Raw genomic sequence first — 19,605 nt, forward strand, 5'->3', positions numbered from 1 at the left:
TTGGTGTTCTGCTTGTCGCACTGGCCCTGATCTGGTGGTTTTGGCCGTCGGAGCACCCGCCTGTCACCGTCGGCGGCGAACTGCCCGGACCATGCCGGGATTTTAGCTTCGAGGCGGTTCCCTACATCGTCTGCGAGATCGATCTTCGCAGCTACGACGTCGCTGTCTTCCACGCCGGCGACGACGGCAGGGCCTTCGGTTCGCTGGAAAAGTTCGACAAGTCGATGTCGGGCGAGGGCAGGCCGGCGCTGCTCGCCATGAATGCCGGCATGTATCATGAGAATCTGACGCCGGTCGGCCTTCTCGTCGAAAATGGTCACGAGGTGGCGCCGCTCAACCTCGCTGATGGCGAAGGCAATTTCTTCCTGAAGCCAAACGGCGTGTTCCTGATCCGCAAGGACGGCAAGGCGGCGATCATGGAAACGAACGCCTATGCCGCCGCAAAGCCGGACGTGGCGTTCGCCACGCAGTCCGGCCCGATGCTGGTGATCGACAGCCGGCTCCATCCCCGCTTCGAGGCGAACGGCACGTCGCGTCACATTCGGAACGGCGTCGGCGTGCGTGACGAAAACACCGTGGTGCTGGCGATCTCACGCTCGCAAGTCAGTCTCGGCAGCTTTGCACGCCTGTTCCGTGATGCGCTGCATTGCCCCAATGCGCTTTTCTTCGACGGCGTGGTTTCGGCGCTGTCGATTGGCGAAAGGATGATCGTCGGCGGAAGCTATCCGGCAGGGCCGATCATTGCCGTCTCAGCGAAAAGGTGACGGCACATTTATTTGTATGCGCGCACGCATATGAATGCCGGCGCCATACTCAGTTCGGCAAAATGCCTGGGATCGACCGCTTCCATCTCCGGCACCGGAAGCGGCTCGACGAAACGGTCGAGCGTCCAGCCTGCGCCGGCAAGGCCATTGAGGATGTCACTGAGCGGCCTGCGATAGGACTCGACATAGGGGTTGGGCTCACCAAAGCCGCCCCAATGCATACCCCAGCGGTTGGTTTCAAAATAGGTTTTCGCTCCGTGCGTGCGCTCGTCCTGCCAGTCGCGCATCGGGTGGCCCATCGAGAAAACCAATTTGCCTCCAGGCCTGGCAACGCGATGAAACTCGGCGAATACCGGCGTCAGCCGTTCGACATAATCGAGCGCCAGCGAGCAAATTATGCGGTCGAAACTGCCGTCTGCGAGCCAGTCGAGAGGCTTTTCGAGATCGCCGAGCCGGATATCGACATCCAGTCCCGCGCAGCGCTCGCGCGCCAAGGCCAGCATTTCCGGCGTGATGTCGAAGGCACTTACCCGCGCACCTGAGCGAGCCAGTTTTTCCGAGCAGATGCCGGAGCCGCAACCCGCGTCCAATATGCCCGTCCGGTAACCTCCCCCAGCAATTCGAACGAGGCCGGACGTTCATAAAGGGCGTTGTGCGGCGCTTCGCGAAGGAGGCATAGGCATCGACCGCAACCGACTTGCTGTCGCTTGCTTTGACCATGAGAAAAAGGCTTCTTGCCGCGCGCGCTTGGTTCAGTCCGGCACGCTCGTCTGCAGGGCGAGCGCGTGCAGCACGCCGCCCATATTGCCCTTCAGCGCGTCGTAGACCATCTGATGCTGCTGGACGCGGCTTTTTCCGCGAAAGCTCTCGGCCACCACCTCGGCCGCATAGTGGTCGCCGTCGCCAGCCAGGTCGCGAATCGTCACCTTGGCGTCCGGAATGCCTTCCTTGATCAGCCGTTCGATGTCGTGCGCGTCCATTGCCATACGAGGATTCCTTGTTCAGGTCGTGATCTCATAGATATGATCGAAATGGCGGATGAACCACACCGAAACGGCCCCACTCGATCATATCACGGGTCCACGACCTCATTTGCCATGAAGCGAGGAAACCAGGATTCGTGGGCAGCGGTCAATTCTCCGACTGGGATCGCCCGTGCCTCGCCGAGTTTCAGGTCACTACCGCCGGTCGAGCCGATCCACGGCGCGAAGATACCGAGCTTGCTCTGCTCTTCGCGAATAGCGTCCCATTCCTTGCTTTGCGGATCGATCGACAGCGTCAAGAGATAGCGGCCCTGATCCTCGCCGAACCAGACCGGGATCGGATCGGCCCCGACCAGGCCGGGGACGGTCGCGCCAATACCGGACGCCATCGCCATCTCAGCCAGCGCGACCGCAATGCCGCCGTCGGAGACATCGTGTGCTGCGGTAACGACGCCGGAGGCGATCAGGGCGCGCACATGGTCGCCGACGCGCTTTTCATGGTCGAGGTCGACCGGCGGCGGCGGGCCGTCGGTGCGGCCATGGATGTCGCGCATATAGGCCGACTGGGCGAGATGCGTTCCCCACATGGACGGCGCGCCGACCAGTAGGATCATCTGGCCCTCGGCGGCAAAGCCGATCCGCGTCATTTTGGACCAGTCGGCGATCAGTCCAACGCCGCCGATGGTCGGCGTCGGCAAGATGCCTTGCCCGTTGGTTTCGTTGTAGAGCGAGACATTGCCGGAGACGATCGGAAAGCCGAGCGCGCGGCAGGCATCGCCGATGCCTTTCACGGCGCCGACCAATTGGCCCATGATCTCGGGCCGTTCCGGATTGCCGAAATTCAGGTTGTCGGTCGCAGCGAGCGGCAGGGCGCCAGTGGCGGTAAGGTTGCGCCAGCATTCAGCGACCGCCTGCTTGCCGCCCTCATAAGGGTCGGCCTCGCAATAGCGCGGCGTGACGTCGGAGGAGAAGGCGAGCGCCTTGGTCGGATGACCCTCGACACGCACCACGCCGGCATCGCCGCCCGGAAGCTGCAGCGAATTGCCCTGGATCAGCGTGTCGTACTGCTCCCATACCCAGCGGCGCGAGGACAGGTCGGGTCCGCCGAGCAGTTTCAGCAAAGCCTCGGCGACATCCGCTTGTGGTGCATCGCTGGCTGCCAGGGGCGCCGGCTTCTTCGGCTCGGTCCAGGGACGGTCATATTCCGGCGCCTGGTCGCCAAGGTCCTTGATCGGCAGATTGGCGACCTCATCGCCCTGGTGCAGCACGCGAAAGCGCAGATCGTCGGTGGTCTTGCCGACAATGGCGAAGTCGAGGCCCCATTTGTGGAAGATCGCCTCGGCTTCCTTTTCCTTTTCGGGGCGCAGCACCATCAGCATGCGCTCCTGGCTCTCCGACAGCATCATCTCATAGGCGCTCATGCGCTCCTCGCGCACCGGCACCTTGTCGAGGTCGAGCTCGATGCCGAGGTCGCCCTTGGCGCCCATTTCGACCGCCGAGCAGGTGAGGCCGGCGGCCCCCATGTCCTGGATGGCGATGACGGCGCCGGACGCCATCAGCTCGAGGCAGGCTTCGAGCAGGCATTTTTCAGTGAAGGGGTCACCGACCTGAACGGTGGGCCGCTTCTCGTCGATCTTGTCGTCGAACTCGGCCGAGGCCATGGTCGCGCCGCCGACACCATCGCGGCCGGTCTTGGCGCCGAGATAGACGACCGGGAGGCCGACGCCCTTGGCTTCCGACAGGAAGATGGCATCGGTCTTGGCGAGCCCCGCCGCGAAGGCGTTGACCAGGATATTGCCATTGTAGCGCGCGTCGAAATTGACCTCGCCGCCGACTGTCGGCACGCCGAAGGAATTGCCGTAACCGCCGACACCGGAAACGACACCGGCAACCAGATGTTTGGTCTTGGGATGGTCCGGCGCACCGAAGCGCAGCGCGTTCATCGCTGCGATCGGCCGCGCGCCCATGGTGAAGACATCGCGTAGGATGCCGCCGACGCCGGTCGCCGCCCCCTGATAGGGTTCGATATAGGAGGGGTGGTTGTGGCTCTCCATCTTGAAGACGACGCAGTCGCCGTCGCCGATATCGACCACACCGGCATTTTCGCCCGGACCCTGGATGACCCGCGGCCCGGTGGTGGGCAGCGTGCGCAGCCACTTCTTCGAGGATTTGTAGGAGCAGTGCTCGTTCCACATCGCCGAGAAGATGCCAAGCTCGGTGAAGCTCGGCTCGCGCCCGACCAGATCGAGGATGCGCTGATATTCGTCGGGCTTCAGCCCGTGCGCGGCAATAAGTTCCGGAGTGATCGGCACGGAATTGGAAATGGTCATGATCGGCAATTTATATCCTTGGGATCGAGTCCCGTCTTATCGCAAGCTTTGCAGCCGATACACCCCATCAAGCGACGAAAACGATGAATAGCCACAGGGTGCAGCAAGTAGCGAAAGATCGCCACTCGACCCGCCTGTTTCAAGCCGGTTCAGGAGAAACTGTCGTAGCCGGCGCGGCCTTCGTCGAGAAGCCGCCTGATCACCGCGAGACCATGCGCTAAGTCCTCTCGCCGTTCAGGCTGTGACACGCCAAAGCGGACGCCATGGAAAACCTGTTCGGAACGTCCTGCCTTGAACTCGTCCTCATCGTCGATCAGCACGCCATGCTCGAGGCAGGCTTGCTTGAAGGTACCGGAAAGCCATGGATCGGGCAAAGTGAGCCAAACGAAGGGCACGTTATCCAACGCCTTGAAGTCGAAGCCGTCGAGTGTCTCGCGAACGATCCCTATGCGCGCGCTGATTTCGGCAATGCTGCGTTTGCGCATCTCGCTGGCCTGGCCGGACAGCACCAGCCGGCTGCCCACCTCTGCCAGCAGGAAGGCGAGGCCGCCGGTCATCATCTTGTGGGCGACCCTGATGCGGTGGCGATAGGCCGGCGGGCAGGCTAGCCAGCCGCTACGAACCCCCGCCGCGACCGATTTCGACAGGCCGCCGGCAACGATTGTCCGTTCCGGCGCATATTCGGCGAGCAATGGTGTTGGGTCGTCTGTCATGCCGCCATAGAGATCATCCTCAATCAGGACGACATTGTATTGACGGGCGACGCGCGCGATGGCCTCGCGGCGCGTTGCCGACAGCGTCACCAATGTCGGGTTCTTGGCCGTCGGCATCAGGAACATTATTTTCGGATGTTTTTGCGCACAGACGCGCTCGAAATCATCGGGATCGATGCCTTCGTCGTCCGCCGCCACCAGTGCGGTCCGGCGCCCGATCAGGCCGGCGCTGCGGGAAATCTGCGAGTAGGTGAGGTGCTCGAAGACAACATAGTCGCCGGGAGTGGTGAGCCCCGCAATTGCTGCCATCACCGCGGCATGGGTGCCGAGCGTCGGAACGATGGTATCCGCGGTCGGGCGAAAGGAATTGCGCGACAGCCAGCTTCTGCCTGCCTCGAACCAGCGGTCCGGGAAATCGCGCGTGTAGCTTGAAATCTCGTGCGGATAGTCCTGCGTTGTGCGCGAAAGCACATCGGCGACAATGGCGCCCTGGCCAGTGTCGGGCGCGGCCGTGCTATCGAGGCGCAGTTTGTCGCGAGGCGCATCGAAGTAGTAGCGCGTGCCTTGCTCGACAGGTTCCAGGAAATCCGGCTTCGCGACATCCAGGCGCTGCGTCAGGACATAGGTTCCGCGCCCAACTTCGCCGCTGACCAATCCGCGCTCCCGCAGCAGCTGATAGGCCCTGCCGACGGTGCCGACGGTCGTGCCGATATCGTATGCCAGATCCCGTTGCGGCGGCAGTTTTGTCCCTGCATCGATCACGCCCCGATCAATGTCCGTTTCAATGGAATCCGCCAACCGCTGATAGAGCGGGCCGGTGCCTGTGGTGAGATCTGGAAGCCAACTTGTCATGGTAACAATTTTCTATATTGCGCCGAAATATGAGTCAATACATATGAAGCGTCTGGCAAAAAGGGTACAATCGCAGATACTGGCGGAAAAGCAATGGATACAATCGGCACAATTCACTATGCAGAAGCTGAGTTACGGACTGCGCGGCCATCAGGTCGGAGGACCTATGTCAATCGTCTCGTCCGCGTGGTCAGGTCGCTGTTCAAGTGGATCGACACCATGGTCGATCGCCGGCGCAGCCGGCTGATATTGCTGGAGATGACCGACGATCAGCTCAAGGATATCGGCGTCTCGCGCTGCGATGCCCACCGTGAGGGTCTGCGGCCGTTCTGGGACTGAAAAGAAGGTCTCAGGAAGCCGTTTTCGTACCTTGATGGACGCCAGGGCTCCTCATCCGTGAGATGCCGTGGTCGGCAAGCACGGCGACTACGCACAGCGCGAGAAAAAGCCCGGTGATGCCGAGCGCCGAGACGGCGACGCTGGCCGCGCCGTTCTTGGCGACATCGAGGAACGGGTAGGGCACTTCGCCCGATATCGGCGCCCGCGCCAGTGCATAGGCCAAATAGGCGACCGGATAGATCATCCACCAGGAGATGTCGCGCCACCGCGTCGAGCCATCGGCGCCTGCCACAAGCCACCACAGCACGAACAGCACCGGCGTCACATAGTGCAGCAGGACATCGCAGAGCAGGAACAAGCCCTGCGGCTGCCAAAGCTGTGCCAGGACCGTGGCATAGACGATGAAGACCAGCGTTATGGCAACCGCTACGCCGGCCCGTGTCCGCGGCCCGGCAAAGGCTGGGAACCAGGCGTAGCCACCGGGTGACAGCAGCGAAACATGCACGAGCACGGCGCCGATATTGGTCAGGATGGTGAAGAAGCTGAAATAGAAGACCAGCGAGCCAACAAAACTGCGGCCGGCTTCCATCGACGCCGGAACGGTTATGCAGATTTGCAGGACAAGCCCGGCCAGACCTATGACCAGACCCGCTATCTGCAGCAAGCGGGCCATGACGCTACGCCGCCGTACCGCAGGCCGGGTTGCCTGTCTGCCAGCGCGCGATGTCCGAGCCGATGCGTGCACCGAGCGGCTCGTCCATCAGCGGACCGTAGACGTCGATGCGGCGTGAATTGCCTTGCGCCTGCACGACCAGCAACGGCTTTCCGCCGTAGTGCTTGACCGGGACCAGCAGGAAGCGCGGCGTGCCGGTGAACGAATTCAGCTCGTTGGCCATCTGATAGGGCTTGAAGGCAGGATCCTTGTTGGCGATCCAGCATTTGTGGGCGGCGATCGCCACCTGTTCCATGGCAAGCAGTGACGCGCTCTTGCCCGAAGGTGCCGGCGCGTTCTTCGGCTTCGATTGGCAGGAGGCGAGCACAAGGCCGGCGGTGGCGACGAGAGCGAGGCGGGCGATCGTCTGTCTCAGGCTCATGCGGCGGCCTATTTCGAGTTCGGGAAAAGGATGAATGCTGGAGATATCAAGCGGCGATGCCGAGGGCACTTTCGAACAGTGCCCGGCCGTCGCTGCCGCCATGTGCCGCTTCGATCAGGTTCTCGGGATGCGGCATCAGGCCGAGCACATTGCCCTGGCCGTTGATGATGCCGGCAATGTCGTTGATCGAGCCGTTGGGATTGGTGTCTTCGGCATAGCGAAAAACGACCTGGCCTTCGCCTTCGAGCCTGCGAAGCGTCTCGTCGTCGGCAAAATAATTGCCGTCGTGATGCGCCACCGGCGAGCGGATGATCTGGCCCGGCTGATAGCGGCGGGTGAACATGGTGTTGGCGTTGGCGATCTGTAGCTTGACTTGCCGGCAAACGAATTTCAGCGACGTGTTGCGCATCAAGGCGCCCGGCAAAAGGCCGGCCTCGACCAGGATCTGGAAGCCGTTGCAGACGCCGATGACCATGACGCCCTTGGCTGCTTTTTCAGCCACCGCCCGCATCACAGGCATGCGCGCGGCGATGGCACCGCAGCGCAGATAATCGCCGAAGGAAAAGCCGCCGGGGATGGTGATCAGGTCGACATCGGGGATTTCGGTGTCGGTCTGCCAAACCGTGACCGGTGGCGTTCCCGAAATCTTGGTCAGCGCCGCAATCATGTCGCGGTCGCGGTTGAGGCCAGGCAGGAGGACGACGGCTGATTTCATTTTGGTTCGTAAGGCCTCTGGGCTTCGGCAAGTTCGCGCAGGTCTAGGCGACGTTCAATATGTTCCAGGCGCTCGTCCTGGCGAGCCAGCACGCCATAGATGTTCTTCACGTCACCCTCGGTGGCGATGAGGTGGCCGCGGATAGAGCCGAGCTCGGACTTTACCTCCCCGAGCGTCAAATCCATCCTGTCCAGCCGCGACTGAATGGACTTGAGGACTTCAAATATCAAGCTTCCATCAATCTCGGTCATCTGCCCTCCGGCACAACCTCAGGTAATGGCCACACTATAGTTCTCAATCACCGTATTCGCCAGAAGCTTGTCGCACATCGCCTTGAGATCGGCCTCGGCCTTGGCCTTGTCGCTCTCCGAAAGCTCGACGTCGAAGACCTTGCCCTGCCGCACCTGGCCGACGCCGTCAAAGCCCATCCCGGACAGCGCATGTTCGATCGCCTTGCCTTGCGGGTCGAGCACGCCGTTCTTGAGGGTTACGGTAATGCGGGCCTTGATCACGCTGGACATGCTCCTGTTTCGAATGTTGAGCGGCAAAGATCTCAGTGCGGCTTGCCTTTGACGCCATCGGTCGAGGCGACGAGCACCGGTCCGGCGGGACGCGGCGGCTCGTTCTCATTCATAATGCCGAGGCGGCGGGCAACTTCCTGATAGGCTTCGACCAGCCCGCCCATGTCGCGGCGGAAACGGTCCTTGTCGAGCTTGTCCTGCGTCGCCACGTCCCACAGACGGCAGGAGTCCGGCGAGATCTCGTCAGCAACGACGATGCGCATCATGTCGCCTTCGAACAGGCGGCCGCACTCGATCTTGAAGTCGACGAGCTGGATGCCGACGCCCATGAACAAGCCGGAGAGGAAGTCGTTGACGCGGATGGCCAGCGCCATGACGTCGTCGATCTCCTGAGGACTCGCCCAACCGAAAGCGGTGATGTGCTCTTCAGACACCATCGGATCGTCGAGCGCGTCGGCCTTGTAATAGAATTCGATGATCGAGCGCGGCAGCACCGTGCCTTCCTCGATGCCGAGACGCTTGGCCAGCGAACCGGCGGCGACGTTGCGGACGACCACCTCGAGCGGAATGATCTCGACTTCCTTGATCAGCTGCTCGCGCATGTTGAGCCGGCGGATGAAGTGGGTCGGAATGCCCATCCGGTTGAGATGGTTGAAGATATGCTCGGAAATGCGGTTGTTGAGCACGCCCTTGCCATCGACGATTTCGTGCTTCTTCTTGTTGAAAGCGGTCGCGTCATCCTTGAAGAACTGGATCAGCGTTCCCGGCTCAGGTCCCTCATAGAGGATCTTGGCCTTGCCTTCATAAATGCGGCGGCGATTTTTCATCTGATTTTTCTCTGGATTTCCGGGCAGGCGGCAAACGACCAGTTCCTGTCCGTATGCCTAAATTAGTGCGGCAACGGTAGGGGTTCAATGCCGGTGTCTATCCCAATCACACTGTTTGCTCAATCGGCAAATCCTTTCAATCAACCGCTTTCCGGAATGAAATGCCGCAGCGCAGCAAGTGATGTAGCATATTGACCGGCCCGCGGCCTTTTGGTTTGTGCTTCGGCAACACATATTCAACCGCCAGCGAATCGGATTTGACCGGAGGGATGCCATGATCGATATGAAAGACCGCGAAGAGGGTTTCGAGCGCAAATTCGCATTCGACGAGGAGCTTCGGTTCAAGGCTTCGGCGCGCCGCAACAAGGCGCTCGGCCTGTGGGCCGCCGAAAAGTTGGGCAAGTCCGGACCCGATGCCGAAGCCTATGCCAAGCAGGTCGTGGTCGCCGACATCGAGGAAGCTGGCGATCACGACGTTTTCCGCAAGATCCGCAAGGATTTCGACGAAGCCGGGGTCGACCAGTCGGACCACCAGATTCGCCGCACCATGGACGATCTGATGGCGCAGGCGATTGAACAGATCAAGAACACCTGATCTCTCTCTGAGCCAAATCGACCTGCTGGACCAATCGACCGCCCGGGTGGACTGGGCGGTTTTTCTTTGCCTTTGCAGCCATTTCCGGCTGAATTGCTGCAACCAAAGAGGAAACCGCCTATGTCCCTGAAGTCACGCCTTGCGGCCGATGAAACGTTGTGCACCGCATGGTCCGGCGTGCCTGATGCCCTTACGGTCGAGATTCTTGCCCGACAGGGTTTCGATGCCGTCACGCTCGACATGCAGCATGGCGGGCATCACGAGGACAGCGTGCTGCGCAGCCTTGGGCCGGTGCTGGCCGCCAACAAACCGGCGCTGGTGCGCATTCCGGTCGGCCGCTTCGACATGGCCAGCCGCGCGCTCGATTTCGGCGCCGAGGCGGTGATTGCGCCGATGGTGAATTCGGTGGCGGACGCCAGGCTGTTTGCCGCCGCTATGAAATACCCGCCGCTCGGCGAGCGCTCCTGGGGTCCAACCTATGCCTTTCCGCGCCATGGCAAGGGCGATTATGCCGACTGGCTGCGCGACAGCAACGAGCGCACCATGGCTTTCGCTATGGTCGAGACGCGCGCCGCCCTCGATGCGCTCGACGGCATCCTCGACACGCCGGGTATCGACGGCATCTTCCTCGGCCCATCGGATTTCTCGATTGCCTGGTCGAACGGCGCCACCGTCAACTCGACGCTCGAAAGCATGATGGAAACCGTCGCCTCGATCGCCGAGCGGACACGCAAGGCCGGCAAGCATGCCGCGATCTACGTCGTCGAGCCGGCCATCGCCGGCCGCGTGGTATCGATGGGCTATCGGCTGCTGGCCATGGGCTCCGAGCATGCGCTGATCGGTCTGGGGGCAAAGACCCTGCTGAAGAGCGTCAAGGACTCGATCGGGTCCTAAAGATCCGTCAGGAATTTCGCAAAAGTCATCGATCCTTCGGGCCACGGCCCGAAACCGGAATCCGCATTGAGATGTCCGGCATCGCCGGCGTCGATGAACAGCGAGCCCCAGGCGCCGGCAATGTCCTCGGCGACGCCGAACGCGCAGAACGGGTCGTTGCGGCTGGCGATCACCACCGAAGGGAATGCCAGTGGCTCGCGCGGATAGGGGCCGAAGGTCATCAAGTGCCTGGGTTTTATCTTGGGATTGGCGACGTCGGGCGGCGCCACGAAGAAGGCTCCGGCGACCGGGCGCTGGAACTGCGGCATTGCCTGGATTGCGGCCGCGACCCCAAGCGAATGCGCGACGATGACGACCGGCAGCTCGGCCTCGTTAACCGCCTTCGCCACGCTCGCCGTCCAGTCCTGGCGCACCGGCTTCGACCATTCTGCCTGCTCGACGCGGCGTGCCGTCGACAATTTCGATTGCCAGCGGCTCTGCCAATGGTCGGGGCCGGAATTGGTGTAGCCCGGCACGATGAGAATATCTGCATCTCTGACTTTCATGGCGCGCATGTAGCGAGCACCGCTACTTCGCGCAACCATGTCGAGCCGGCCTGGCGATCAAAATGGTGAACACCATGTTCGCATCTTGCCATCTTGTGTGAACGATCGCGATCGATGATCTGTCGGTAGGAAAAGAAACAGCCGTGTAAGGAAACCAGGATTTTGGGACTGACACGACGTATAATGGTAGGTGGCGCCGGGCTCCTGGCTTTGGGGATCTCGTCGAAGGCCGCCCAAACGGAGAGTTTGATGAGCGAACTGCCTTTTGCCGCCACGACCCCGGTCAGCGTTGCCCGCGTCGGGTTGCGGGCGCGCGATGCCGAAAATCTCGCTGCCTATTATCGCAACGTCGTCGGCCTGCAGGAGCTGAGCCGCGCAGGCGGCACGATTACGCTGGGCGCTGCCAATCGTCCCTTGCTCGACATCGAGGCGGATGCAGTGGCGAAGCCCGACGATCCGCGCAGTGCCGGCCTCTTCCACACTGCCTTCCTGCTGCCCAGCCGGGCCGATCTCGGCCGTTGGATCAACCACGCCATCGCCAACAAGATCGGCATCGAGGGCGCTTCCGACCATCTGGTCAGCGAGGCGCTTTACCTGACCGACCCTGAAGGCAATGGCATCGAGATCTATGCCGACCGCCGCCGTGAGGACTGGAAATGGAATGGCGACAAGATAGCGATGGCGACCGAACGGCTGAACATCTCCTCTGTCGTTGCCGAAGTGCCGGCCGGCGATGCCGGCTGGCAGGGTGCGCCGGACAACAGCATCATCGGACATGTCCATCTGCGCGTCGGCAGGCCGGAAGACGCCGAAGCCTGGTGGCATCAGGAATTCGGCTTCGACACAGTGGCGAAATATGGCAGCGCGGCGGTGTTCTTGTCGTCAGGCGGCTACCACCACCATATCGGCGCCAATGCGTGGCAGAGTGCCGGTGCCGGCCGACGCGATCCTTCTCGGTCCGGTCTAGCCTGGGTGGAAATGCGTTCAGACAATGTGACTGACGCAACGACCCGTGAGGACCCATGGGGAACGGTGATCAGGACCGTTCCAGGCAAGGCTTGAGCGTTTTGGAAGCCTGTTAGAGCCGGGCTTTTTCCAACAAGCGACCGAGCATGAGCAGGCCCGCCGGCCAAAGGCCGAGGCGGGTCTCGTTTCCCATATGGCCGAGATCGCCGGCATCGGCGAGGTCCGCGCCCCAGGCCGCGGCGAAGGCCGTCGCCTGGTCGAAGGTGACGCGCGGATCGGTGCGGCTGGCCACCACCAGGGTCGGGAAAGGCAAGCGTTTCAACGGCATCGGCGCAAAGGGACGAACAAGGTCGAAGGACGGATCAGGGTCCTCGACATTGGTTGCGGCAACCAGCAACGCGCCCGCAACCTTGTTGAGCTGGCTTTCGCTGGCGCCGGCTGCCCATTTCACCGCCGTCGCCACCGCCAGCGAGTGTGCAAGCAGCACCACGCGCCGAGGTGCTGCGGCAATCGCGGCGTCCACCCGGCCAATCCAGTCCTCGGGGCTCGGCCTGTCCCATTCGGCCTGCAGCACGCGGCTCGAATTGGGGAGTGCCCGGCACCAATGCGACATCCAGTGATCTGGCCCGGAATTACCGCGCCCCGGCAGGGCGAGAAAATCGAATTCTCCAGCCGCCGAAATCATCACGCTTCTCCGAACACCCGCTTGAAGATCGTGTCGACATGCTTGGTATGATAGCCAAGGTCGAATTTTTCACGGATCTCGGCTTCGGGCAAGACTGCGGTGACCTCCTTGTCGGCGAGAAGTTCTTCAAGGAAATCAGCGCCTTGCTCCCAAACCTTCATGGCGTTACGCTGCACCAGCCGGTAGGCATCCTCACGGCTGACGCCCGCCTGGGTCAGCGCCAGCAGCACGCGCTGCGAATGCACGAGGCCGCGGAACTTGTTCATGTTCTTCAGCATGTTGTCGGGATAGACGAGCAATCTGTCGATGACACTGGTCAGCCGCGACAGCGCGAAATCGAGCGTCACCGTCGCATCCGGGCCGATCATGCGCTCGACCGACGAATGCGAAATGTCGCGCTCGTGCCAGAGCGCCACGTTCTCCATCGCCGGCAGCGCGAAGGAACGCACCATGCGGGCAAGCCCGGTGAGGTTTTCGGTCAGCACGGGGTTGCGCTTGTGCGGCATCGCCGACGAGCCTTTCTGTCCGGGCGAAAAATACTCTTCCGCCTCCAGCACCTCGGTGCGCTGCAGATGGCGGATTTCTGTCGCCAGCCGTTCGATCGACGAGGCGATGACACCCAGCGTCGCGAAGAACATCGCATGACGGTCGCGCGGGATCACCTGCGTCGACACCGGCTCCGGCTTCAATCCGAGTTTCTTCGCCACATGCTCTTCGACATAGGGGTCGATATTGGCGAAGGTGCCGACAGCACCTGATATGGCGCACGTCGCAATGTCTTCACGCGCGTGCACCAGCCGCTCGCGGCAGCGCGAGAATTCAGCATAGGCCTGCGCCAGCTTGACGCCGAAGGTGGTCGGCTCGGCATGGATACCGTGGCTGCGGCCGATGGTGACGGTATCCTTGTGTTCGAAGGCGCGACGCTTGAGCGCCGCCAGCAGCGCGTCGATGTCGGCCAAAAGGATGTCGCTGGCGCGACTGAGCTGCACGGCAAAGCAGGTGTCGAGAACGTCCGAGGAGGTCATGCCCTGATGGATGAAGCGGGCATCCGGCCCGACGAATTCGCTGAGATGAGTGAGGAAGGCGATGACGTCGTGCTTGGTGACGCGCTCGATCTCATCGATGGCCTCGACGTCGAACTTCGCCGCCCCGCCCTTTTCCCAGATGGTCTTGGCGGCCTCCTTCGGGATCACGCCGAGCTCGGCCAATGCGTCGCAAGCGTGGGCCTCGATCTCGAACCAGATGCGGAACCGGGTTTCGGGCGACCAGATGGCCACCATTTCCGGCCGGGAGTAGCGAGGGATCATCGGTCAGTCCTGACTTGCGAGGGCGTTCGACCGCGTCCTAACAGAGGCTGACAAAATGCTCAACGCTGCTGCCGCGCAAACCAGATGCTGGCGAGAGCGAGCGCTATGAAACCGAGCGGAAAATAAAGCCGGATGCCCAGAACGATGAATTGATAGAACGCCGTCGCCACGGTGTGCACGAACTGGATGGACCAAGCCATGGTCAGCGCAGGCTCATGCCACTGGGCATAGTAGGAACGGTATTGCAGCGCAAAGAGCCCGCCGGTGAAGCTGATCGTCGCGACGAGAAGACAGACAAACGCGGCCGCCAAGGCGACTTGCCAATGCCGTCCGAGCGAGACGAGCCGCGCCAGGAACAGGCCAACCGGAAAGGCGAGCGCACCGCCTGCCGCATAGAGCAACGAGACGAAGCGGATCTTTGCCGGGGTCTCCCAGTCGTCCAGCAGCAGATTGACAAGCGCGCTGGCGCCCATCGCTGCGGCCCACAGCAGGGCGCCACAGGCCGCGGCGCCCGGCGATGGCAAGGCCGCCTTGCGGATGCGATCCCGGACGCGGTTGCGTATGACGGGGAGCGGCGTCACAGCCGGCCGGTCACCGCGATCCAGCGATAGTCCGGCCCTTCGAAGCCATATTGGCGCACCGCAATCAGCACGGCGTAGGCGCTGAGGCCTTGCAACGAAAATGTCTGCACCGCACCAATGCGGTAGCCGTTCGGGCAGCCTCTGCTTTTGGGGATCGACTTGTCCTCGTGCAGAAGCTCGGTCTTGCCGCCGTCTTTTGCCTCGATGTGCAGCAGGCGAAAGCCGTTGACCTCGCCCAGGCTCTGGCAGCTTTCGGTATCGTTCATGCCGATCTCGTCGAGCCGGAATTCGAGCGGATCGTCGACCGGCGAGAAGATCGGCCGCGGGTTGACCACCATGCGGAACGGATCGGCCGAAAGTTCGGTCACCGGGTTGAAGCCAACGGTCATGCCGCGGTTCGCGGTCAATTCCGCCTGCTTGATGAAGGCTTCGCCTTTCTGCCGGGCGGCAAGGCGCGCTGCCTCAAGCGTTGCGTTCTCGTCGTCAAGCCGCACCCTGATCGGTGTGCCCTTGAGAAAACTATCGTCGGCCGTGTTGATATAATAGCGATTGGCATAGGGAAATCCCGATCCGTCCTGGACGCCATACTCCTCGAAGGCGAAGGCGCCGCCATCCCCAGTGAAGCCAAGGATTTCAAGCTCGGCGACATCGCCGGCATGCGCGGCGAGCGAAGTCGTAAACTGGGCAAGGAGGGAAACGGCAAACAGGACAAGAATTCGCATGGTGTTACTCCCGGCAGCCAAGGTCGATTCATCACTATCACGACGCTGTCAAGACGTCGTGCGGTCTGAAACGCAACGCCGATGCATCCAATCGCGCCGTCATTTGTTATTGTCGGCAGCTTCAAATGGAGACCCCACCATGACCGATGCAGCCAAGATTCGCCAACACATGGAAGTGATCGGCGCCGACGGCGTCCATGTCGGCACCGTCGACAAAGTTGAGGGACAAAGAATCAAGCTGACCAAGCGTGACAGCGGCGAGGGCGCTCATAGGGGCCATCATCACTTCATTCCGCTCAGTCTCGTTGCCGAGATCGAGGGTCAGAAAGTGCGGCTGTCGGCAAATTCGGATGTCGCGGTCACCTTCGAGGAAGAAAAATCCGACCCCACCTGATCACGGCCCAATTACGGCCCATCGAATCAGCGTTGCGCATTCAGCGCGACGACCAGACCGGAAACAGGTCGCCTTTGGCAGGCGTCGCGGCAAAGACGCCGCGGCTGATGGCACGCGCCATGGTGGCGCCGGCCGCTGCGTAGAGGTCGATGGCGTCGTTGGGCGCCAGCTCGATGCCGCTCTTGCCGGTCGCCAGCGCGAAAACCAGATCCCCGTCGGCCGGCGTGTGTGTCGGCCAAATGGCGTGGACGAAGCCGTCATGCGCTGATATCGCCAGGCGTTTGGCGGCAGCCTTGGTGAGAACGGCATCCGTGGCGATGACGGCGATGGTCGTGTTGCCGCCGACCTCCGTCCGTGCCCCAACATGCTTGTCGCGAAACTTCAGCAGGATCCTTTTCGCGTCCTCCGGCATCGGCGAGGGATAGCCAAGCCCGCCGAACTCGTCGCCGATCTCGAAGCGCGCTGCCCAGAAGTGCCTGCTACGGGCGATCGTCACCGAGCCGGTCGGGTTGACGGCGGCAAGCGCGCCGATGGTGACGCCGCTGTCGAGCACCGTCGAGGCTGATCCAAGGCCGCCCTTGAGGCCGGCACTCAATGCACCGGTGCCCGCGCCGACCGTGCCGAGCGGAAAGTCGCTGCTGACAGCCTGTGCCGCCTCATAGCCGAGATCGCGATAGGGCGGATAGCGGCCCCAATCCTTGTCGCCGCCATTGCGCAGGTCGAACAGGATCGCCGCCGGGACGATCGGCACGCGAAAGCCGCCGACCTCCACCCCGACGCCGTTTTCGCGCAGCGCCGCCTGCACGCCGGAGGCGGCATCGAGACCGAACGCCGAGCCGCCCGAAAGCACCACGGCATGGATCGCCTCGATCGAATTGTGCGGCTCGAGCAAGTCGGTCTCGCGGGTGCCGGGCGCCCCGCCAAGGATCTGCACACCGGCCACCGCCGGTTCGTCGCAGACGACGGTGGTCACCCCGGATTTCAGCCTCACATCGGAAGCGTTGCCGACACGCAGGCCGGCGACATCGGTGATGAGATTGCGCGGCCCTGTACGAAACATCATTGGTCCTCGATCGGCACGAACCGGATGCCGTTGAAACGGAAGACCCGATAGAGGTTCTCGGTCAAGTCGCCCTTGCCGCCAAAGCGGACGGGCCCGATCGCGGTGCTGAAGTCATGCGCGGTGAGCGCATCGGCCAATGGCTTGCTGGAGGTTTCCGCCAGCGCCGAGGCCGCCTTGGCGATCTCGACCGCCGCATAGGCCGGCAGCGTGTAGCCGTCGGACACGATCTCTCGGGCGGCAAACGCCTCCAGCACCTTGGGGTCGGCGACATCGGCCCATTCGGGCGGCGCGATCATCAGCGTGCCCTGGGCATAAGGCACGTCGCCGGGCAGTGTGCGCAGTGTTTCGCCTCCGGCAAAAATGATGCCGGCATCGAGCTGGCCGGCGTCGCGGCCCATGATGGCGACGTCGCTGCCATCGCCGCCGGCGAAGACATGCGTTGCGCCGGCTTTCCTCAGCCGCCCGATCAGTCCGATCTGGTTATCGAGCTGCGGCCGGAACGTGTCGACGAACACTGGCTTCAGCGCCGCCTGTTCGGCTGCCGCCCGAAGCGTCTCGGCGATCTCGCGGCCGTAGATGGTGCCGTCGTCGACGACGGCGAACAGCTCGTTCTGCCACAGCCGTGTGAGGATGGTGGCGACGGCGTTGCGCTCGTCGTCGCCGCGCGGCCCGAGACGAAAGACCGGCCAGCCGGTCTTGGCGCGCCGGTCGGTCAGGCTTTCGGTGCGCACCCCGACGGTGATGACGGGTATGCTGGCCTCCTTCAGGATGGGCAGCGCCGCCTCGATCGCCTCGGTGCAGAGGAAACCAACGACCACGCCGACTTTCGCCGCGGCGAATTCCCTGGCTGCGGCAGCCCCGCCATCTGCCGTGCAGCCGTCGTCGACCATCTTGAGCTGGACACCGTTCGCCTCTGCCGCCAAGCCGGCGCCCGCCTCGATCTGCTTGCCGAGGATCGCCGACGGTCCGGACAGTGGTGCGGCGACGCCGACCAGCAACATTCCAGCGTTCGCATCACCGGCGAGAGACAGCCAGGCCAGCACCGCTATTGTCGTTGTCGTGGGTCGCATGCGAGCGAAGAATTCCTCCGCGCCGGTCGCGTGTTTGCCGGCGCCACTTCCTGCCAAGACCTAAAGGCTGGCTAGCTTCCACGCAACACGCGAAATTCAGGATGCATGTCAACCACTTCGCTTGTGGCATGCAATATGCCGCCATATATAACGGTTGGGTTCACCTCGCTTCAAACCAATGGAAATCGCCGGTGCTGAAGAAGAACGACATAGGGCCGCAGGCCTATCGCGACGCGATGAGCCATTTTGCCGGCCACGTCCATGTGGTCACCACCGATGGCCCCAGTGGCAGGCGCGGTGCGACGGTCATTGCGGCCTGTTCGGTCTCGGACACGCCGCCGACCATCCTGGTTTGTCTCAATAGCGAAAATCCCAAGAACGAGCCGTTCGTCAGGAACGGCAAGTTCGCCTTGAACACGCTGGCTTCGCACCAGGAGGCGTTGGCGGTCGGCTTTTCCGGTCTCACAGGCCTGCCGGTCGAGGAACGTTTCGCGCTGGGCGAGTGGGACGTGATCTCGACCGGTGCGCCGACGTTGAAGGGCGCGCTTGCCGTGTTCGACTGCGAACTGATCGACATCAAGGATCTGGCCACCCACCGTGTGCTTTTTGGCAAGGTGACAGGCCTGCGCATCGGCGATAATTTGCGGCCGCTGATCTATCACGACCGCGACTACCACGTTCTGTGACGGGTATGGTTGCACTCACGGAGAGAGCATGACCGAGTTGAAACCGCGTCCCGCGCCGCGGACGATCGACGAGACGCTCGATCTCCTGACCGGCGCGGACTATGTGGCGGATCGGTCGTTGGCGACCGTGCTGTTTTTATCGCTGCGCATGAAACGGCCGCTGTTCCTCGAAGGCGAGGCCGGTGTCGGCAAGACCGAGATCGCCAAGGTGCTGGCGCAAGCGCTCGGCCGCCGGTTGATCCGCCTGCAATGCTATGAAGGCCTCGATGTCTCGTCGGCCGTCTACGAGTGGAACTACGCCGCGCAGATGATCGAGATCCGCATGGAGGAGGCGGCCGGCAAGGTCGATCGCTCCGACATGGAGCGCAACGTCTTTTCCGAAAAATACCTGATCCGCCGCCCGGTGCTCGACGCGCTGACCGGCAAGGCGGGCGCCGCTCCGGTCTTCCTGATCGACGAGCTAGACCGCACCGACGAGGCCTTCGAGGCATTCCTGCTCGAGATCCTCTCCGACTTTCAGGTGACAGTGCCCGAACTCGGCACGATCAAGGCGGAGGAGTCGCCGATCGTCATCATCACCACCAACCGCACCCGCGAGATCCACGACGCGCTGAAGCGGCGTTGCCTCTATCACTGGGTCGATTATCCCAATGCCGAGCGCGAATTGGAGATCGTGCGCAGAAAAGTGCCGCAGGCCAACAGCCGGCTGTCGGCGGAGGTGGTTTCGTTCATCCAGAAGCTGCGCCAGATTGAGCTGTTCAAGGTGCCGGGTGTCGCCGAGACCATCGACTGGGCCGGCGCGCTGACCGAACTCGACAAAGTGGCGCTCGATCCGGAAACCGTTTCCGACACGATCGGCGTGCTGCTGAAATACCAGGACGACATTGCCCGTATCGAGCAGGGCGAAGGCCGGCGCATCCTCAACGAGGTGAAGGCCGAGCTTTCGGCGGCGGAGTAGG

At 62.5% G+C, this 19,605-nt stretch carries 25 protein-coding genes; 8 read left to right on the forward strand and 17 right to left on the reverse strand.

Translation table 11 applies throughout. The features are described from left to right. Positions 1-764, forward strand: a 764-nt coding sequence (locus tag EOC93_RS17425; protein WP_127205220.1) for a phosphodiester glycosidase family protein, incomplete at its 5' end; no start/stop codon positions are given. Between the two features lie 8 nt (positions 765-772). On the opposite strand, the gene EOC93_RS17430 is transcribed toward EOC93_RS17425, so the two are convergent. The 4 genes from EOC93_RS17430 to EOC93_RS17445 all read right to left on the reverse strand — a co-directional run bounded on the left by EOC93_RS17430 (position 773) and on the right by EOC93_RS17445 (position 5,642). Further along, positions 773-1,354, reverse strand: a complete 582-nt coding sequence (locus EOC93_RS17430) for a class I SAM-dependent methyltransferase (RefSeq protein WP_206532245.1) — start codon at positions 1,352-1,354, stop codon at positions 773-775. Positions 1,355-1,516: 162 nt separating this feature from the next. Beyond that, positions 1,517-1,750 (reverse strand): BolA family transcriptional regulator, encoded by a 234-nt coding sequence (locus EOC93_RS17435; protein WP_023674714.1) that lies wholly within the window; start codon positions 1,748-1,750, stop codon positions 1,517-1,519. A gap of 86 nt (positions 1,751-1,836) precedes the next feature. Next, a complete protein-coding gene (purL, locus tag EOC93_RS17440) occupies positions 1,837-4,077 on the reverse strand; it encodes a phosphoribosylformylglycinamidine synthase subunit PurL (RefSeq protein ID WP_127205238.1) in 2,241 nt (746 codons plus the stop codon). A gap of 149 nt (positions 4,078-4,226) precedes the next feature. Then, positions 4,227-5,642, reverse strand: a complete 1,416-nt coding sequence (locus EOC93_RS17445; protein ID WP_126106803.1) for a PLP-dependent aminotransferase family protein — start codon at positions 5,640-5,642, stop codon at positions 4,227-4,229. Between the two features lie 93 nt (positions 5,643-5,735). Here EOC93_RS17445 and EOC93_RS17450 point away from each other — a divergent pair, with 93 nt between their 5' ends. Continuing rightward, positions 5,736-5,981: a DUF1127 domain-containing protein gene (locus EOC93_RS17450; RefSeq protein ID WP_127205221.1), complete on the forward strand. Its 246-nt coding sequence runs from the start codon at positions 5,736-5,738 to the stop codon at positions 5,979-5,981. Positions 5,982-5,991: 10 nt separating this feature from the next. Here the strand turns inward: EOC93_RS17450 and EOC93_RS17455 are convergent, their stop codons facing one another. The 6 genes from EOC93_RS17455 to purC are packed head-to-tail and all read right to left on the reverse strand — an operon-like array spanning position 5,992 to position 9,138. Further along, entirely contained in the window at positions 5,992-6,654 is a 663-nt protein-coding gene (locus tag EOC93_RS17455) for a Pr6Pr family membrane protein (protein WP_126106802.1), read from the reverse strand. Between the two features lie 4 nt (positions 6,655-6,658). Next, a complete protein-coding gene (locus EOC93_RS17460) occupies positions 6,659-7,075 on the reverse strand; it encodes a hypothetical protein (protein ID WP_095489565.1) in 417 nt (138 codons plus the stop codon). 46 nt (positions 7,076-7,121) lie between these two features. Beyond that, positions 7,122-7,790 (reverse strand): phosphoribosylformylglycinamidine synthase subunit PurQ, encoded by a 669-nt coding sequence (gene purQ, locus EOC93_RS17465; RefSeq protein ID WP_127205222.1) that lies wholly within the window; start codon positions 7,788-7,790, stop codon positions 7,122-7,124. After that, positions 7,787-8,041 (reverse strand): hypothetical protein, encoded by a 255-nt coding sequence (locus EOC93_RS17470; protein ID WP_126106800.1) that lies wholly within the window; start codon positions 8,039-8,041, stop codon positions 7,787-7,789. Before EOC93_RS17470 ends, purQ begins: the two co-directional genes overlap by 4 nt. 18 nt (positions 8,042-8,059) lie before the next feature. Continuing rightward, the gene (gene purS, locus EOC93_RS17475; protein WP_126107512.1) at positions 8,060-8,302 is read right to left on the reverse strand and encodes a phosphoribosylformylglycinamidine synthase subunit PurS; all 243 of its coding nucleotides are present in this window, start codon (positions 8,300-8,302) and stop codon (positions 8,060-8,062) included. 41 nt (positions 8,303-8,343) lie between these two features. Next, entirely contained in the window at positions 8,344-9,138 is a 795-nt protein-coding gene (gene purC, locus EOC93_RS17480) for a phosphoribosylaminoimidazolesuccinocarboxamide synthase (RefSeq protein WP_023674725.1), read from the reverse strand. 274 nt (positions 9,139-9,412) lie between these two features. Between purC and EOC93_RS17485 the strand changes: the two genes are divergently transcribed. Then, positions 9,413-9,733, forward strand: coding sequence for a DUF1476 domain-containing protein (locus EOC93_RS17485; RefSeq protein WP_095489563.1), 321 nt, complete (start codon positions 9,413-9,415; stop codon positions 9,731-9,733). A gap of 120 nt (positions 9,734-9,853) precedes the next feature. Then, a complete protein-coding gene (locus tag EOC93_RS17490; protein WP_127205223.1) occupies positions 9,854-10,627 on the forward strand; it encodes an HpcH/HpaI aldolase/citrate lyase family protein in 774 nt (257 codons plus the stop codon). Here EOC93_RS17490 and EOC93_RS17495 read toward each other — a convergent pair. Further along, the gene (locus tag EOC93_RS17495) at positions 10,624-11,172 is read right to left on the reverse strand and encodes an alpha/beta hydrolase (protein ID WP_127205239.1); all 549 of its coding nucleotides are present in this window, start codon (positions 11,170-11,172) and stop codon (positions 10,624-10,626) included. The genes EOC93_RS17490 and EOC93_RS17495 overlap by 4 nt on opposite strands. 249 nt (positions 11,173-11,421) lie before the next feature. On the opposite strand from EOC93_RS17495, the gene EOC93_RS17500 reads away from it, so the two are divergent. Beyond that, complete coding sequence (locus EOC93_RS17500; RefSeq protein WP_126106798.1) at positions 11,422-12,234, forward strand: VOC family protein; 813 nt, start codon at positions 11,422-11,424, stop codon at positions 12,232-12,234. A gap of 16 nt (positions 12,235-12,250) precedes the next feature. Here EOC93_RS17500 and EOC93_RS17505 read toward each other — a convergent pair whose 3' ends face one another. Genes EOC93_RS17505 through EOC93_RS17520 form a run of 4 tightly spaced genes read right to left on the reverse strand, consistent with a single transcriptional unit; the run spans position 12,251 to position 15,433 of the window. Continuing rightward, entirely contained in the window at positions 12,251-12,823 is a 573-nt protein-coding gene (locus EOC93_RS17505) for an alpha/beta hydrolase (protein ID WP_095489560.1), read from the reverse strand. Continuing rightward, positions 12,823-14,130, reverse strand: a complete 1,308-nt coding sequence (gene purB, locus EOC93_RS17510) for an adenylosuccinate lyase (protein ID WP_126106797.1) — start codon at positions 14,128-14,130, stop codon at positions 12,823-12,825. The genes EOC93_RS17505 and purB overlap by 1 nt, the downstream gene beginning before the upstream one ends. Positions 14,131-14,189: 59 nt before the next feature. Continuing rightward, the gene (locus tag EOC93_RS17515) at positions 14,190-14,711 is read right to left on the reverse strand and encodes a hypothetical protein (protein WP_127205224.1); all 522 of its coding nucleotides are present in this window, start codon (positions 14,709-14,711) and stop codon (positions 14,190-14,192) included. Continuing rightward, positions 14,708-15,433 (reverse strand): DUF2259 domain-containing protein, encoded by a 726-nt coding sequence (locus EOC93_RS17520; protein WP_127205225.1) that lies wholly within the window; start codon positions 15,431-15,433, stop codon positions 14,708-14,710. The genes EOC93_RS17515 and EOC93_RS17520 overlap by 4 nt, the downstream gene beginning before the upstream one ends. A 139-nt stretch (positions 15,434-15,572) precedes the next feature. Between EOC93_RS17520 and EOC93_RS17525 the strand changes: the two genes are divergently transcribed. Beyond that, positions 15,573-15,827, forward strand: coding sequence for a DUF2171 domain-containing protein (locus EOC93_RS17525; protein WP_095489556.1), 255 nt, complete (start codon positions 15,573-15,575; stop codon positions 15,825-15,827). A gap of 40 nt (positions 15,828-15,867) precedes the next feature. On the opposite strand, the gene EOC93_RS17530 is transcribed toward EOC93_RS17525, so the two are convergent. Together EOC93_RS17530 and EOC93_RS17535 are read right to left on the reverse strand one after the other, a co-directional pair. After that, positions 15,868-16,887: a P1 family peptidase gene (locus tag EOC93_RS17530; RefSeq protein WP_127205240.1), complete on the reverse strand. Its 1,020-nt coding sequence runs from the start codon at positions 16,885-16,887 to the stop codon at positions 15,868-15,870. Beyond that, positions 16,887-17,960: a branched-chain amino acid ABC transporter substrate-binding protein gene (locus EOC93_RS17535; RefSeq protein WP_127205226.1), complete on the reverse strand. Its 1,074-nt coding sequence runs from the start codon at positions 17,958-17,960 to the stop codon at positions 16,887-16,889. Before EOC93_RS17535 ends, EOC93_RS17530 begins: the two co-directional genes overlap by 1 nt. Before the next feature lie 191 nt (positions 17,961-18,151). Here EOC93_RS17535 and EOC93_RS17540 point away from each other — a divergent pair, with 191 nt between their 5' ends. Together EOC93_RS17540 and EOC93_RS17545 are read left to right on the forward strand one after the other, a co-directional pair. After that, complete coding sequence (locus tag EOC93_RS17540) at positions 18,152-18,646, forward strand: flavin reductase (protein ID WP_095489679.1); 495 nt, start codon at positions 18,152-18,154, stop codon at positions 18,644-18,646. A gap of 28 nt (positions 18,647-18,674) precedes the next feature. Further along, complete coding sequence (locus tag EOC93_RS17545) at positions 18,675-19,604, forward strand: MoxR family ATPase (RefSeq protein ID WP_126106794.1); 930 nt, start codon at positions 18,675-18,677, stop codon at positions 19,602-19,604. Position 19,605: the final 1 nt, after the last annotated feature.

It is taken from the genome of Mesorhizobium sp. M6A.T.Ce.TU.002.03.1.1, assembly GCF_003997275.1.
Taxonomy (GTDB): Bacteria; Pseudomonadota; Alphaproteobacteria; order Rhizobiales; family Rhizobiaceae; genus Mesorhizobium; species Mesorhizobium mediterraneum.

What these genes read in the sequence shown, in the direction of transcription:
- EOC93_RS17545 (WP_126106794.1), top strand. Translation starts at nt 18,675, where the DNA reads ATGACCGAGTTGAAACCGCGTCCCGCGCCGCGGACGATCGACGAGACG.
- EOC93_RS17470 (WP_126106800.1), bottom strand. Translation starts at nt 8,041, where the DNA reads ATGACCGAGATTGATGGAAGCTTGATATTTGAAGTCCTCAAGTCCATT.
- EOC93_RS17535 (WP_127205226.1), bottom strand. Translation starts at nt 17,960, where the DNA reads ATGCGACCCACGACAACGACAATAGCGGTGCTGGCCTGGCTGTCTCTC.
- purL (WP_127205238.1), bottom strand. Translation starts at nt 4,077, where the DNA reads ATGACCATTTCCAATTCCGTGCCGATCACTCCGGAACTTATTGCCGCG.
- EOC93_RS17530 (WP_127205240.1), bottom strand. Translation starts at nt 16,887, where the DNA reads ATGTTTCGTACAGGGCCGCGCAATCTCATCACCGATGTCGCCGGCCTG.
- EOC93_RS17435 (WP_023674714.1), bottom strand. Translation starts at nt 1,750, where the DNA reads ATGGCAATGGACGCGCACGACATCGAACGGCTGATCAAGGAAGGCATT.
- EOC93_RS17505 (WP_095489560.1), bottom strand. Translation starts at nt 12,823, where the DNA reads ATGATTTCGGCGGCTGGAGAATTCGATTTTCTCGCCCTGCCGGGGCGC.
- EOC93_RS17445 (WP_126106803.1), bottom strand. Translation starts at nt 5,642, where the DNA reads ATGACAAGTTGGCTTCCAGATCTCACCACAGGCACCGGCCCGCTCTAT.
- EOC93_RS17490 (WP_127205223.1), top strand. Translation starts at nt 9,854, where the DNA reads ATGTCCCTGAAGTCACGCCTTGCGGCCGATGAAACGTTGTGCACCGCA.
- EOC93_RS17500 (WP_126106798.1), top strand. Translation starts at nt 11,422, where the DNA reads ATGAGCGAACTGCCTTTTGCCGCCACGACCCCGGTCAGCGTTGCCCGC.
- purB (WP_126106797.1), bottom strand. Translation starts at nt 14,130, where the DNA reads ATGATCCCTCGCTACTCCCGGCCGGAAATGGTGGCCATCTGGTCGCCC.
- purC (WP_023674725.1), bottom strand. Translation starts at nt 9,138, where the DNA reads ATGAAAAATCGCCGCCGCATTTATGAAGGCAAGGCCAAGATCCTCTAT.
- EOC93_RS17525 (WP_095489556.1), top strand. Translation starts at nt 15,573, where the DNA reads ATGACCGATGCAGCCAAGATTCGCCAACACATGGAAGTGATCGGCGCC.
- EOC93_RS17520 (WP_127205225.1), bottom strand. Translation starts at nt 15,433, where the DNA reads ATGCGAATTCTTGTCCTGTTTGCCGTTTCCCTCCTTGCCCAGTTTACG.
- EOC93_RS17450 (WP_127205221.1), top strand. Translation starts at nt 5,736, where the DNA reads ATGGATACAATCGGCACAATTCACTATGCAGAAGCTGAGTTACGGACT.
- EOC93_RS17455 (WP_126106802.1), bottom strand. Translation starts at nt 6,654, where the DNA reads ATGGCCCGCTTGCTGCAGATAGCGGGTCTGGTCATAGGTCTGGCCGGG.
- EOC93_RS17485 (WP_095489563.1), top strand. Translation starts at nt 9,413, where the DNA reads ATGATCGATATGAAAGACCGCGAAGAGGGTTTCGAGCGCAAATTCGCA.
- purQ (WP_127205222.1), bottom strand. Translation starts at nt 7,790, where the DNA reads ATGAAATCAGCCGTCGTCCTCCTGCCTGGCCTCAACCGCGACCGCGAC.
- EOC93_RS17495 (WP_127205239.1), bottom strand. Translation starts at nt 11,172, where the DNA reads ATGAAAGTCAGAGATGCAGATATTCTCATCGTGCCGGGCTACACCAAT.
- EOC93_RS17460 (WP_095489565.1), bottom strand. Translation starts at nt 7,075, where the DNA reads ATGAGCCTGAGACAGACGATCGCCCGCCTCGCTCTCGTCGCCACCGCC.